Below are 15,009 nucleotides of genomic sequence, written 5' to 3'. Positions count from 1 at the left end.
TTGAATAAAAGAATGAAAAAAGCTGTTCAGGAATCATTCAGATTTCCTGAGACCAAGCACAAAAATGAATTTCTTATGCAGGCTGAGGTCATCTCCGCTCAGGAAATGCAGCGGAAAAAGAGATATCCTGTTGTATTCAGACTGTCCGCCGCAGCTGCGGCTTGCGGAATGGCAGTAGGTTTATGGGCACATCTCGACAACCGCTCTAAACTAAGCGAAAATGATTTTCGTGACGAGCCTGCGATCGTTACGACAACGGTCGGCAATGGTGAAAACCAGCCGGTCACTACTGCTATCGGGAACGGCGAAACAGCAAGTGCAACAACTGTAAACGTCAGCGCAGTCACAACGGTCAGAACAGCGGCTGCAAAGACAACTACGGTAACTTCGGGTCAGGCTCTTACTGCACTGGGAGCAAGATCTCGCAGCACAACTGCAAGCCGTTCCGACCACAGCAGCGTTACAACGAATACAGGCAGCAATTCAGCTGCTGAATATACTATCACAAACGAAGAAAAGACCTATTATATGAAGCATCTCGGCGCATTCACCTCCGCCTTTGTAATGGGAGGAAATGCCATTCCGATGGCTTCAGCCGCCGAATACAAGCTACCGTATACAAGAATGTATTCGGGCGAGAGCGATGTATTCGCAGATATCGAAGCAAATTTTGAGATCGTCGATATCAACGATGACGGATTTTTCAATATGAGAGACTGCTATGATCTGTTCTGCTACAGCAATTATTATGAGGTATCTGATACGGTTGCGAAAAAATGCAGAAAATATGGTGTCTCCAAGATAGACGATGAGGAGAACGATACTCCTTCATGGCTCAGTTATACAGAATTTATAAGATATTTCCTTATCAAGGAAGGTGCAAAGCCTGAATTTTTCAGTAATGAAAGTCAACCTTACCGCGAAACGGTAAACGGCACATATGCTCCTTTTGCATCTGATATGTTCGTATCGGCAGTATTCAGCGAGAGCGACCACCTTATGGCAGGTTATCCGCTCATATCTGCCGCATACAGAAACAACCGCATCGACCTTGATGTAAATGCTGACGGGCTCTTTGATATAAACGATTATATCGACTATTTCGTCTGCACCACTAATTTAAGCAAATCCAAGCAGGACAGCGGAGAATTCATACCATGGGAAAGACCTGAGACTACTGTTCAGCGATGCAATGAGCTTCGCAGTGAAGCCGAAGCGATCACCCATGACAACTGGCTTGAAAACTACTTCGTATGGTGTCTGCTCGAATATACACCGTTCCGCACGGAATATGCAGAAGCAAGCTATTATAACAGCATTATTCCCGAGCCGTATTCAAAATACTACAGTCCCGAGAGATATTTCGAGGAATACTGCGAGACTACGGGCATAGAAGAATATCTCTTCACATTCAATACCCAGAAGTTCAACAGCTGCTTTGATGAATACTGCAAGGACGTAGCGGCAGGAAGAAGATCAGCTCCCGATATCAACCTTGACGGAGTGATCGACCGAAAGGACTATGAAGCTTCCGATATTTACTTCGGTGATATCCTTAACGGAAGAAATGCTTCACAGAGCGACCTTCCTTCCCGTGTATGGAACAATATCACATCAAACTGTGATTTCAATAATAATGGCACAAGCGGCGATGTCTATGATATCATGATAACTCAGATGTATGTGCTTATCAAGACAGGCGAAAGCAATTCAAACTCAGGCGGTTCATATAACTATGACAGTAATATGGGCGCCCTTTGGGATATGAATACTTCACGCAGCGGTGACGTTAACGGTGACGGCGAGGTAGATATGGCTGATGCAGTGCTTATTATGCAGTACCTTGCTAATCCCGATAAATACCAGCTCACAGACTCAGCTATGTACAATGCTGATGTTGAAGGCGACTGCGACGGACTTAATTTAAACGACGCAAGTACTATCCAGCGCAGACTTCTTGATCTGTGACAATAAACCAAGCTTTCACATTCCTCATATAAATGATATTTGGAAAGTACTCCCACGGCTAAAGTTGTGGGAGTACTTTTTTGCAGCGTTACACCGCGGTCAAAGCTTCGGGACGTCGGGGACGCCGTCCCCTACTGATCAATATACTAAAAAGCCACAGCTTAACTTAGCTGTGGCTTTATTTATTCTATATCATGGCTCTTTGGGCTCGTCTTTTTCTTCTGCACGTTCAAGTGCTGAGATAACAGCGCAGAGCTTTTTCCTGCTTCCGCTGTCAAACTCAATTGTGACAACAGTATCATCACCGATAGGGAGCGTATCCGTTACCGTACCGTCTCCGAAAAGCCGATGATGAACCCTGTCGCCTATTTTTATTTCAGTATGATCAAGCATAGCTGTTATCTCTCATTGTAGTAAACATCTACTGAGCCAATGCCATGATCTATATCCATTTTGTACTTTCCGCCGTTCTTTGAGAAATCTGTCTCAGGGTTTGTAAGTCTGAATGTCATCTCTCCAACACCGCCGTCAGCGTCTATATTTCCGTTGATAGTACCCTTGAACTCAAACTGTCCAACGCCCTGATCTAAATCAAGACCGCCGAGTGTGCTGTTGATAACATTGATATCTCCTGCTCCGCCGTCGATATCCAGCTTTTCCTTGCAGTCCATGTCATTTATGTTGACCTGTCCTGCTCCGCAGTCGATCTCGCCGTTATCACAAGTAACATCTGTAAATGTTACCTCTCCTGCACCGCAGTCTATCTTGAATTTGCCGCATTCTATATCCGAAGCTGTTGTCTCACCTGCGCCCATATTAAGAATGAAGCTTGCGTAAACCTTTTCAGGGAGAGCTATATTTAAAGTAGCATTGTTATCCCCCCACAGGTGGAAGCTTGGCATAGTGATAAAGCCGATTCTCTTCTTTACACATGAAGTTTTAAAAGTTGTTCCCTCTACTTTTGCATCAAATTCGTCAGGGATATTTTCAGCATCAATATGTATCATCTTGTCATTGCTCTTTGTAATATTCAGGTCGCCGAAAGGTATGTCCAGATCTACCTTTGTAACTGTTTCAGAGTTGAATGTCTGATGAATGTCCTTTAACTTGAAGTACTTATCCCTGTCGTTCACATTATAAATAATGACACCGATAACAAGCAGGATAATACCAACAACTACCAATACCAGCCATACAAGTCCGCCGCCCGAGCTCTTCTTCTGAGGAGCCTGTTGTGTCTGAACATATGGTGTACCCATGTTCATATCCATATTCATATTCTCATTCATTTACTTTTCCCCCTTTTTTGAAAAGACCGCCAATCCAGTTACATACGCTCTTTATACCTCTGCCCATTGCAGGTATTGCTTTGTTTAAAACAGGCTTGCAGAGAAGCAACACTAATCCTGTTAAGATGAGACCTGCACCAAGAAGCATAAGTCCTATGCTTGGCACTTCAAACACTGCTGCGATACCGCCTATGATCAATGCGATACCTGCTACGACAAATGCAAATACGATAGAGAATGCTGTGACGATCAATGCAAATAATACTGAAACAACAGCTATAAGTATTGGAAGCCATATCGGGAATGTTATTACTGCAAGGAATATTTTTAGTCCCCAGTTACCTGACTTCTGCTGTACAGGTGCACCCTGATACGGATACTGATACTGGGGCATAGGTCCCGGCATCGGACCTGCTGCGAATGCAGGTGCAGGCTGAGGATCAAAAGCCTCAGGACCGCTTATCTCTATACCGCTCTCACGGAGAATATTCACAGCCACCTCTTCTGGTGAACCCATTGATGCAGCTGTCTCCTCTTCCTTACCGAACCCTGCGTCGAGAAATACCTCTTCGTAGTAAGTAAGGGCATCATTTATATCATCGGAATTCATACCGCCTTTTTCCAGGCAGTTTCTCAATTTTGTAAGAAATTCAAGCTTGTTCATTCTCTTCAGCTCCCTCATCCATTAAAATACTGTCGATCTTCTTTTTGTGATTGCGCCATTCTTCCCTGTATTCCTCCAGAGAAGTTTTCCCTTGCACCGTTAGACGGTAATATCGGCGATTTCTTCCCATATACTCCTTATCATATGTTTCAAGCATATCGCCTTTCTGCAATCGTCTGAGTACAGGATAAAGTGTGGATTCTGATATATCCACAGCCTTTCGCAGATACTGCGTTATCTCATACCCGTAGGTGTCATTGCGCTGAACTATGGAAAGCACCATAGCGTCAAGCAATCCTGCATTAATTGTAAAACCCATATACTTTCTCCTTTCCATATAGTATTTTATGGTTTGCAATATTTGCTTTCTGGCAATATTATACGTCGTATAATATTGTTTGTCAATACAATATTATGATTTTTACAACGATTTGTATACTTGCACAATCGCATCTGCCATTTCAGAGCCTCTCAATGTCCAACTTGCACTATTGTCGCAAAAAAAAGAGCATATAAAAGCCCGCAAGCAGTTACCTCAACCGCTTACGGGCATAAAAACTATATCATGTATTTTCAATATAAATGACGAATTCCATTTCGGAAGTCTCTTCGAGCCGTCTGACATAAACTCTGCCGCCAAGAGCCTTTACAGTTTCATTGGCAACATACATACCTATACCGCTGCCTTCTTTATCGGAAGCATTTGAACCCCTCCAGTAGCTTCTGAATATATAAGGCAGCTCCTTTTCGGGCAGCAGCTCGCCGCTGTTCCTTACAGATATGCCGAAACCGTCGTCCTGCTTTGTGAATGTCACCTTTATGCCCTTACCGTCACCATACTTCACAGCATTTTCAAGTATTTGGCTTATAGTACGGTAAAGAGCATATTTATCGCTTTCCATTACAGAGCGGCTGCTGCACTCGACTTCAAAAGGTATCCTTTTCATAGCCATTCTGTCTTTATACTCATTCCTTACAAGCTCAGCAAGCTCCATAACGGAGAAACGGTTTATTTCAAGATCGGTGACCGCTGCCGATGAGGAAGATGATCTGAGAAGTTCAGCCGCAATGGCTTCTATCTTCTCAGTATTTTTGTCAATTTTATCCGCAATATTCACAGTCATATCATGGTCAGATGAGTAAAGCCCGGTCCTTACCGCATCGGTGTAAAGACGTATATTCGACACTGGAGTCTTTACTCCGTGTGCGACCGACGAAACAAGAGTGCGTCTCTGTCCTTCAAGCTCATTTATACGCTTAGTGCTTGACGTAAGCACATCGGACAGCATATTCATACCCCATATATACCGACCGAAGTACCTGCTCCTGCTTTCGGGCAGCTTCTGTATATCACGAAGCCGAGCCAGCCGCTCGGGATAATCCGCCAGCCGTCTGAACGGGACTATGACTGCAAACCACATATACAGCGCGTGGACGAGTATTATCAAAAAGCTGACTATAATAACGATATTTCCAACCAGAAGCACATGACCTATGTCATCTTCAATGTAGCAGTATTCAATAAAGCCTGTTATTTCACCTTTATCATTATACAAGGAACACAAAGCCCTGCTCTTGTCAACAGATGCATAAAATACTTCATTCCCGTCACTCTGAACAGGAATGAAGCTTATATCATCAGGCAGGTCATCGCCGAATTCGGCTCTCCATTTATCCATATTAGATGAGATCAGGCTTTCTGCGTCCTCACTGCTCTCGGCTATCATTGCCGAAAGCTCGGAATTTATCCTGTTAACAGCTATGTTTCTGCTGCTTATCTCAGCGGACATAAGCTTTCTGCACCCTATATTGAACCCCAAAGCTACAGCCGCAAGAACAATAATAAGTATTATCATTATCTTTTTCATCGGCTCGCTCCAAATCTGTAGCCGACCTTCCAGACGGTCTGTATTATCTCGGGAGAATTCGGATCATTCTCGATTTTTTCCCTGAGCCAGCGTATATGTACACTTACTGTGCTCTGCTCTGTAAAGCAGTCGTACCCCCAGACTGCGTTGAACAGCTCGTCCTTGCTGACAGCTTCTCCCTCATGCTCCATGAGATACTGCAAAAGCTCAAATTCCTTCACATTGAGCTTCAGCTCTTTTCCGCCCGATGTTACACGGCGTGATACCGTATCCAGCTCCACACCGCAGCTTTGCAGTATCCCCGTACTGCTGCTTTCGACATTTCCTCTCTTCATAAGTGCCCTTATCTTCGCAGTAAGCACCCTTACCGAAAAAGGCTTGTCGATATAGTCGTCAGCTCCTGTCTCATACCCGAGAAGCTTGCTCTCCTCATCGGTGAGCGCACTCATCATGAGAATATGTGTATCCCTTATACTTCGTATGGCGGTACAGGTCTCATATCCGTTCATTTTCGGCAGCATAACGTCCAGAAGGACTACTCTGCACTCTTCCCCTTCAAGCAGCGCAAGGGCTGTCTCGGCATCAGCGCAAAGCTTAACCGAGAAGCCCTCATTTATCATAAAATCTCTTACCAGTTCCCCCATTTCGGGGTCGTCCTCAATGATAAGGATATCTGTCATCTTATACTCCTTTATTCCCAGCTTCCGAGGTCGATAAATTCAGGTTCTTCGGCAACGCCGTCTTTACCCGTAAGTATCGCCTGAAGCGTATTTGTGGCATAGTCAGCGATAACCATATGCACCACACTGTCGCTGCGGATACATACCAGATCTTTACTGAGTTTTTCACAGGTCATAAGCTCCTTGAAATGATCCAGCGTCATATCCTTCTGTCCGCAGAAAAGCTGTTCATACCTCTTCCACCTTATTAAATTGCCCTCACTGTAAGTCAGATAATCGTTATTTCCCTCAGCAGCAAAGGAATTGACTGCGCAAAGATAATTCGGATCGCTCCATTCAACTGTTTCGTTGAGCTTTGTATCGCCCTCACGCAAAACAGTCTCTCCATCTTTTTCCTCATCAGTAACCACAAGCTCTGCGATAAAAGCATCTTTTTTATCCGTAGCAAGTATATTTACACAGAAAGGATATCTCTTTGAATTCTCTGCCAAATACTCTGCACACTCTCTTGCGCTGCCCATATTTTCAAGTGCATACCTCATAGCATAGGTATAGCTTGTCTTGTTCTCATATGTATATTCTGATCCGGCACTGCCCACATCAAGCTCACCAAGAAATACGCCTTCTTTATTAACTGCGCTAAGTATAGGGAAAAATCCCATATAAGTAACAGATGTAAAGCTCTTTTCGCCGTTTTTATAGTGTACAAGAGTGTGCGCCTGACATATCTGATTTTCGCTTCCGAGCTGCCATTCAAGCACACGGCAGGTAATACGCTCTCCCGAAGCTGTTGTACTGCCGTTTGCAGTTATTGCACTGCAAGCTGTACCCCTGAGTACATCGGGTATCAATTCCATTAGTATTACCTCATCATGACTAAGTACGCCGTTCTTTTTGAATTCATTAACATCTCCGCTCAATCCCTCTGCAAAGCCTTCAAGCTCCTGTCTGTAATCTTCATCGAGAGACGTGTAGATAGCTGTTGTGCGCTTTTCTATCTCCTCGTATTCCTCATTTGAATCATTTGCAACCGAATTGATATTTTCGTAGAGGTACTGTTCCAGATACTCGACATAATCAGGACGCGCAAGGAGTATAGCCTCCGCGTAGGCAGCTCCTACGTCCTTATAGCTTCCCTTTTCATAGTCAAGAGTAACATCATAATAGCTGTCCTTCTGCTCTATCCTGCACAGTCCGTCAGCCGACTCATAAACTTCCTTTGTTTCCTCTTTTGTAGGAGCTACGCCTGCATAGTGCTTTTCGGAAAAGACGTTTTCAACAGGCACAAGCTGGCTTTCGCCGCTTTCAGGAATATCAAAATCATCATAAGTAACTCGTCCGCAGCCGCTCAGCATCATTGCCGATAAGAGTACAGCGCAGACAGCTGCAATTTTTCTGCTTCTCATACTATCCCCCTTACCAGCCCTGCTCCATGAGCCAGTTTTTCAGCTTGCGCTCTCTTGTGGGGAGCTCACCCTCATCTATAAGCTTACCGAGGTCCATTTCGCCCTGTATATCGCCGTCAATAAGGTAGAGCACCTTATCGCTCATAGCTGCTACTCTTACGCTGTGAGTTACCATCATAATAGTAGTGCCCTCACGGTTTGCAGCTGATATCTCTTTCATAACGTCTGCGGCAGCTTTTGAATTCAGTGCGCCTGTAGGCTCATCGGCAAATATCATCTTAGGCGAATTGATAAGTGCTCTGCACAGGCAGGCTCTCTGGAGCTGTCCGCCAGATACTTCGTTCACCTCATTCTCGGCTATCTCGATTATGCCAAGTCTGCGCATGAGCTCCTCGGCTTTTTTATTAGCAACATCGCGGGGAGTTCCCGCCTGATATGCAGGAAGCACGATATTATCGAAAACGCACAGCTTCTTCATCATATACATCTGCTGAAAGATAAATCCCATTTCATTGAGTCTCAGCTTTGAGAGCTCTTTTCTGCCCATTGAGCCAAGATCCTTTCCGCCGAAGTCCACAGAGCCCGATGTCATTGCGTCCATACCGCTGACTGTGTACAGCAGCGTTGATTTGCCGCTGCCGCTTGGTCCCATAATAGATACGAAATCGCCTTTATTGAGGTCAAAGCTGACATTTCTAAGTACATTGTTGCTGTATTCCTTTATTATATAAGTCTTACAAAGTTCCTTTACGGATAAAACCTTTTCCATAATGCTCTCCCTTATTCCTCTGAAATTTTCCATATGCCGATATTGCGTATTCCCTTGAGTGTGACTGATACCGTCAGAAGTACCACACCGAGAATTATGAGCGGTATGATAATGAAGCTTACAGGTATCTCAAGCAGGAAGTTGACTCCTGTCATCTCATAGCTCGCCATGAACTTTGTCATAAGCAGCTGACCGAGAGTCCTGAACAAAACCTCTGCCAGCACAACAGAGAATACGACAAGAACCGCCATTCGCAGAAGATGCCATTTTTTTATTGCACCGTCGGTAAATCCCGAGCTTTTCAGCAGAGCTATCTCAGGAGTCTCCTCCGTAACGAATACAGTAGAATAAAGATAAGTTATAAGTATAAGAACAAAGATGACCGCACCGCCAAGTACATATTCAAGCAGAGCAAAGAGCCTGTCATATTCCGCCAGCATATCTTGCTTCAGGCTTTCCTGCCATGTTCTTATTGTATCATCGCCGAAGCATTGCTTCATCTGCTTTACAATACCTGCTTTCTGGCTTTCGGGAGCATCAATAACATAACCGATCCAGTTCTTGGAGTATATTTTTTCTCCCTTTCGGTAATCCTTACCCATAATAATAGCAGGATTCCCTGCCTCACTATAGTCAAAGAAAGCAGTGATAACAAGCTGTCTTTTTACATCTTCGCTGTTGATACCGTCCTCGCTTTCTTCATGTATGCTCATATCAATAACATCGCCAAGCTTCATGCCCAGTTTCTTTGCGGTAAAATAGCTCATAGCTGCTTCATTTTCCAGCTGAGGCATCTTGCCGCCGTCACGGTATCTGAGCTTCTCTATCTCTCCGTCGCCCCATAATACGTCAAAATTCTCTTTTTTATTTCCTTTGCTGTCAAGAAGAGTGCCCCACGAATAATTAAGTGTATCAATATATGCAGGGAATCCGTTTTCCTTGAACATTTCATTTAAAAGCACATCATAATTCTTACCCTCAGCCTCTGAGCGTTTATCCAGTTCTTCCCTGAACTCGCCTCTTATACGCACATCAAAGTCGATAGTATGACACAGGAAGAGCTTCATATATTCTTTTGAAATGATACTGTTTCGCACATTGTAGCAGAGCAGTATTATAGCCGCACCAAGAGTATAGGCGATTATCAGGAAAATGTATCTCTTGAAGCGTCCGAGTATATCTGTAATGGCAAGGAAAAACGGCACTGACATCTTCTTTCTCTTGTGCAGGAACAGCGGAAAGCCCTTGCCGAAACGCTCACCGCGGTTCTCACCGTGTATCGAGTCTATTACCGATATCTTGTTTATCCTGCGCATGACCATGAGCGAGAAGCCTATCATCATGGCTATGATAGCCAGTACTGCCACAATACCGATGATAACAGTCTCATACCTCTGAGGAAGTATTACATTTGCATTAAAGAGATTGACAACATATCCCGAAAGCGGTATACCTGCGGCTATGCCTATTGCACCGCCTATTATGGCAAAGGCAATGTATTTCGCAGCAAACAGCCACCTGAAGCTGAAGGAATCGACTCCCAGAGCCTTCATCATGCCTATTTCCTTTTCCTCGCTCTTCAAGTCGGCTATCATAGTAAATCTGATAGTCATAAATATGATAGCGATAAGGAAAACACTGATTATCACTACAAATACCGAGACGATAGCCTGCATGATAACATCATCGTCCGTATTATCATATTTCATATACATAGGACAGATCATATCTTCTGCTTTCAGTGTATTATGCAATTCATCCATTTTAACGGAATTACAATCCTTCATATACAGACCATAATCCTTAATTTTTATTACTTCATCCTTGGTAAGTATATCATAATCCTCATCTGCAACGATTATACGCCTTCTGCCCGGGAAGCCGCTTTCCTTGAAGAAACAGGCTACCTCAAGCTCATATACATCTCCCATAGATGTTGTGAACTTCACCTTATCGCCCACTCGCAGTCCTATGCTTGTGCTGAAATCCACAGGACAGGCTATAGTGCCGCTTTTAAGATAAAACGGTTCATCATTTGTATCGTACAGAAGATCGAATTCACGCGGCAGCTTCATAAAATATGCCCGCCACTTGAAAAAGCTGTTAGTCTCGTCCTCCTCGATACGGGGGAAATCTATCCTGAGCATATCTATCTTCGTCATATCACAGGAATGATACTTCTCCACATCTTTGTATCCGTCAAGGATACTCTCGATCTGCCTGATCTTTTCATCGCTGGCAGCAGTTTTGGCAGGCACCATCATTTCCAAAGAACAGGTATTGCACATTTCCGCCATTCTCTTTTCACCTGTAAGATAAGAGAATATCTCCACAGAGCCTGCAAATACCAGCACTGATGCCACAGTTATGAAAATAAACAGTATCACATTCAGACCTTTTTTGCATTTAAGGTCTTTTTTCAGCATCTTAAAGAACATTTCCTACTATCCTCCGCTGTTGTTATTTGTTTTTTACTGTTATTATAATATCATACCGAAGTTTAAAAAGTCTTTAAATATTAAAAAAATTTCTCACCATATGATTATACCATAATATACCTATAAAAACAACATTTACAGCGGTATGTATGATATTATCATTTTTTCAGCCAGTTTTCACACGTATTTCATCTTAGTCTGCAAAAATAGCAATAAGAGAGATGACAGAATAACAATTATGTGATATAATAGATATAAACACTCATTATATTTTATCTGAACAGCTTTGACAGATAATAAAAATATGGAGGTCAAAATATGAAAAAGCTAACAGCTCTTTTATTTGCAGCTGCGCTTCTCTGCGGATGCAGCTCAAAAAATGAAAAGGAAAGCGGCGGCAATACAGCTTCAAATACAAATACTACCACTGCTGCATCAAGCAGTGATGCTTCCGAGCCCACCACAGACTTTGACGATATGCATATAGATACTTCCTATGAGGATCCTGTTGAAGGCGAATCCATAGATGTAACAGAAATGGAAGATGTAAGCTGGGACAAGCTTTACCGTCAGGAGCTTGAGGATTTCAAGAAATCCTCTGACTATGATGATACAGCACGTTTCACTATCTATGATATAAATGACGACCAGATACCCGAGCTCATCATTTCCTACGGTCCTATGGGCAACAAGACTTATCTTCTCAAATCCCTTAACGATACCGACTACACAGAATTTGAAAAGATCGAAAACTGTGCAGACCTCTGCTACGTAATGAACAAAAGTCTCCTCGTTACATACAGATACAACGATGCTGAGCATATCCAGACTGTCCAGCTCTATCGCCTCAAAAACGAGAAGCTCCCTAACGTTTACACATATCAGCTCACAGATAATACCGCTATGGTAAACGGCAAGGAAGTTACAGAGGACGAGTACACAGAAGAGTATAACCACTTCATCAACGGCGTTATAAAGTCTGTAGGTATGGATCACAGCTTCGATGATGATGTCATCAATGCAGCTCTCGGACAGGCTAAGGACTGGAAGGAAGCTTACTGCTCTATCCTCAACGACTACCTTAAATATAAGAAGGAAAACGATGATAACCACTTCTCGCTCATGGATATAACAGGCGACGGTGTTCCAGAGCTTTTCGTGTCAGGCGGATATCATTATGCACCATACGTTGATATCTATGCATGGAACGGCTGCCCTGTACCTGTAGGCACTTTCGGTGCTGACGGTACTGTGCTTTTCAACGACGAAAACGGCGAGGTCTCCACCAAGTTTGACGGTCCGAGCTATACATCAGGAAGCGTTTACACATTCTCCAACGTTTTCAAGTTTGAAGAGGCATTTACCTACGGCAACAATGAAAACAGCAAGAAAAACGATGAAAACGTAGAGCTGGTATATTACCTCAACGGTGAAAAGACTGATAAGGATAACTACGAAAAGACCGTTAAGGAGCGTACATCAGGCAAGTACTATGTTCTCGGTCAGGATAACGACATCACAGAAGAGACAATAAAGGCACTTGCCGACGGCAAATACAAAGAAGCCGAAAAGAAATAATACTTTAAAGGCGGATAAATTTTAAGGGATATGCAGAATAAAGCCATTGTAACGCAATACCCATGGCTTTCAAATTCATTTATTATAAAAAGAATGTCATTTTTCAAATAATACTTTCCAAATTCACACTACGATCTATTTTATTTTTTCAGTAACACACACATAAAAAGCTTTCCTTTGATATATCATTTTTTCAATTGATATTTAAAGGATAATAAGCTTTCTATCATAAAATACATCATACTACACAAGGAGAAAACTATGAAAAACAACATTCAATTTAAGGGCAAACCATACTCAGATGACATTTCTTTTATCCGCATTAAAGATCATAACAGAATAAAAAGTACCTTACTGGAATTCAATGACGGACTGCCGCCGCTTCAGGGCGAAGAGGCATATGTGGATTCCGTTTCCGAAAAGATAGCCGCTAACGGCATCGTATACCGCTTACAGACAAATACGAAGCATATCGGTTTCTTTTCACTTTATGCAAATGACCATACGACTCAGACTGCATTTATCTCATTTATCGCAGTCGGACCTCAGTACAGAAACGAAGGATACGGCAGCAAATTATTGAATAAGGCTATACTTACAGCAAAAGAAAACGATATGAAAACAATGAAGCTTGAAGTATTAAAGTATAACACAAATGCTCAGAAGTTCTATAAAAAACATGGGTTTACTTTTTCAAGTGAAAGTGAAAACAGCATATATCTTGAGAGGGCAATTTAAGGCTTGCCTGAATTGCCTCACATAATAATTACTTGACATAACAAAAAGACCGCGTTTAAATTAAGAAACGCGGTCTTTTTTATAGGCAAACACCTATTTGGCATTTATAAGCGATTACTGCTTGTTGTATGTAGCCCACTGATAACGTGCTGTGAGAGGTGTCTTTCCGTCGTAGTGACCAAGCCACTCATCAACACCTGTACCGGGCCATGCATTCATCATGATCTTACCTGGTGTCTGAGGAATGTTATCATAAGCTGTGTATACAGCCTTACCGTCAACATACCATGTTATGTGGTCACGCTGCCAGTCAAAGCCGAATGTATGGAAGCCCTGTGAAGAGTCGAAACCGAGGTCGTACATCTTCTCGTGATTTCCCTGTCCGTTTGTATAGTAGTTGAACTGGACTTTTGTAGTATCCTTACCGAGGATCTCGATATCGATCTCATCCCAAGGATTATTGTCTGAAGGACCTGTATATGTAAAGAATGATGAGTTTACACCTGTATTCTTCATAGCCTGCATAGATGTCTCGTAGTAACCAAAGCCGTAGAAATCGTTAGTTCTGTACTCAGCACCTGCATAGTGGTACTTGCCTGTGTTGTCCTTACCGATAGAAAGTTCAAGTGCGCCGTTTCTGAAAGCAGTCTGTGACTTATACCAGCCGCAGTCGAAAGGATCGCCGTTTGTCCAGCCGTCAGAAGCTATAAAGTAACGTGATGAGCCTGTTCTGAAGTCATCTGCCATTGTAGCGTTGCTGTTGAAGCTGCCTGTAGATGCACTGTTGTTATTGCCCTGATTCTGGTTATTGTTCTGGTTGTTCCAGTCGTTGTTCTGGTTCTGCTGTCCCCAGTTGTTCCAGTTGTTGTTCTGGTTCCAGTCATTGTTTACAACACCATTCCACTGGTTGTTGTTCTGATTGTTCCAATCCCAGCCCTGATTCTGGTTATTGTTCCAGTTGTTCCAATCGTTGTTCTGCTGCTGATTGTTCCAGTCATTATTCTGATTCCACTGGTTATTATTGTTCCAGTCGTTGTTCTGGTTCCAGTTATTGTTGTTCTGGTTATTCCAGTCCCAGCCATTGTTCTGGTTCTGCTGTCCCCAGTTGTTCCAGTCGTTATTCTGGTTCCACTGGTTGTTATTGTTCCAGTCGTTATTCTGGTTCCAGTTGTTCTGGTTATTCCAATCCCAGTTATTATTGTTCCAATCGTTATTTACAACGCCGTTCCACTGGTTATTGTTCTGGTTGTTCCAGTCCCATGTGTTGTTCTGGTTCTGATTGTTCCAGTTGTTCCAGTCGTTATTCTGTCCCCAGTTGTTCCAGTCATTGTTCTGGTTCCACTGATTGTTATTATTCCAATCATTGTTCTGGTTCCAGTTATTCTGGTTATTCCAGTCGTTATTCTGATTCTGATTATTCCAGTCCCAGTTATTCTGATTCTGGTTGTTCCAATCGTTATTTACAAAGCCGTTCCACTGGTTATTGTTCTGGTTGTTCCAGTCCCATGTGTTGTTCTGGTTCTGATTGTTCCAGTTATTCCAGTCATTATTCTGACCCCAATTGTTCCAGTCGTTGTTCTGGTTCTGCTGTCCCCAGTTGTTCCAGTCGTT

Annotated in this window: 12 protein-coding genes and 1 pseudogene; 3 read left to right on the top strand and 10 right to left on the bottom strand. The window is 43.0% G+C overall.

Annotated features, from left to right (window positions below):
• Entirely contained in the window at window positions 1-1,968 is a 1,968-nt protein-coding gene (locus tag BLW60_RS13530; RefSeq protein ID WP_074718276.1) for a dockerin type I domain-containing protein, read from the top strand.
• Window positions 1,969-2,160: 192 nt separating this feature from the next.
• On the opposite strand, the gene BLW60_RS13525 is transcribed toward BLW60_RS13530, so the two are convergent.
• The 9 genes from BLW60_RS13525 to BLW60_RS13485 all read right to left on the bottom strand — a co-directional run bounded on the left by BLW60_RS13525 (window position 2,161) and on the right by BLW60_RS13485 (window position 11,082).
• Window positions 2,161-2,361: a hypothetical protein gene (locus tag BLW60_RS13525; protein ID WP_028519014.1), complete on the bottom strand. Its 201-nt coding sequence runs from the start codon at window positions 2,359-2,361 to the stop codon at window positions 2,161-2,163.
• Between the two features lie 5 nt (window positions 2,362-2,366).
• Window positions 2,367-3,257: a DUF4097 family beta strand repeat-containing protein gene (locus tag BLW60_RS13520; RefSeq protein ID WP_074718274.1), complete on the bottom strand. Its 891-nt coding sequence runs from the start codon at window positions 3,255-3,257 to the stop codon at window positions 2,367-2,369.
• Window positions 3,250-3,921: a DUF1700 domain-containing protein gene (locus BLW60_RS13515; RefSeq protein ID WP_074718272.1), complete on the bottom strand. Its 672-nt coding sequence runs from the start codon at window positions 3,919-3,921 to the stop codon at window positions 3,250-3,252. The genes BLW60_RS13520 and BLW60_RS13515 overlap by 8 nt, the downstream gene beginning before the upstream one ends.
• A complete protein-coding gene (locus tag BLW60_RS13510; protein WP_074718270.1) occupies window positions 3,908-4,240 on the bottom strand; it encodes a PadR family transcriptional regulator in 333 nt (110 codons plus the stop codon). Before BLW60_RS13510 ends, BLW60_RS13515 begins: the two co-directional genes overlap by 14 nt.
• A 244-nt stretch (window positions 4,241-4,484) precedes the next feature.
• Window positions 4,485-5,789 carry a sensor histidine kinase gene (locus tag BLW60_RS13505; RefSeq protein WP_074718268.1) on the bottom strand — a complete coding sequence of 435 codons (1,305 nt, stop codon included), beginning with the start codon at window positions 5,787-5,789 and terminating at the stop codon, window positions 4,485-4,487.
• Window positions 5,786-6,469, bottom strand: a complete 684-nt coding sequence (locus BLW60_RS13500; protein WP_074718266.1) for a response regulator transcription factor — start codon at window positions 6,467-6,469, stop codon at window positions 5,786-5,788. Before BLW60_RS13500 ends, BLW60_RS13505 begins: the two co-directional genes overlap by 4 nt.
• A gap of 11 nt (window positions 6,470-6,480) precedes the next feature.
• Window positions 6,481-7,875 (bottom strand): C45 family autoproteolytic acyltransferase/hydrolase, encoded by a 1,395-nt coding sequence (locus BLW60_RS13495; protein WP_074718264.1) that lies wholly within the window; start codon window positions 7,873-7,875, stop codon window positions 6,481-6,483.
• 10 nt (window positions 7,876-7,885) lie between these two features.
• Complete coding sequence (locus BLW60_RS13490) at window positions 7,886-8,644, bottom strand: ABC transporter ATP-binding protein (RefSeq protein WP_074718262.1); 759 nt, start codon at window positions 8,642-8,644, stop codon at window positions 7,886-7,888.
• Window positions 8,645-8,655: 11 nt separating this feature from the next.
• A complete protein-coding gene (locus BLW60_RS13485; protein WP_074718259.1) occupies window positions 8,656-11,082 on the bottom strand; it encodes an ABC transporter permease in 2,427 nt (808 codons plus the stop codon).
• Window positions 11,083-11,400: 318 nt separating this feature from the next.
• Between BLW60_RS13485 and BLW60_RS13480 the strand changes: the two genes are divergently transcribed.
• Together BLW60_RS13480 and BLW60_RS13475 are read left to right on the top strand one after the other, a co-directional pair.
• Window positions 11,401-12,660 carry a hypothetical protein gene (locus BLW60_RS13480; RefSeq protein ID WP_074718257.1) on the top strand — a complete coding sequence of 420 codons (1,260 nt, stop codon included), beginning with the start codon at window positions 11,401-11,403 and terminating at the stop codon, window positions 12,658-12,660.
• Between the two features lie 261 nt (window positions 12,661-12,921).
• Complete coding sequence (locus BLW60_RS13475; RefSeq protein ID WP_074718255.1) at window positions 12,922-13,398, top strand: GNAT family N-acetyltransferase; 477 nt, start codon at window positions 12,922-12,924, stop codon at window positions 13,396-13,398.
• A 126-nt stretch (window positions 13,399-13,524) separates the two neighbouring features.
• Here BLW60_RS13475 and bglS read toward each other — a convergent pair.
• Window positions 13,525-14,154: pseudogene (gene bglS / locus BLW60_RS16330) on the bottom strand (beta-glucanase); the annotation flags it as partial.
• Window positions 14,155-15,009: the final 855 nt, after the last annotated feature.

The sequence above is a fragment of the Ruminococcus flavefaciens genome, assembly GCF_900108555.1.
GTDB classification, from domain to species: Bacteria; Bacillota; Clostridia; order Oscillospirales; family Ruminococcaceae; genus Ruminococcus; species Ruminococcus flavefaciens_P.
The sequence above is the reverse complement of the archived record's forward strand: the minus strand, read 5'-3'. Positions and strand labels throughout refer to the sequence as shown.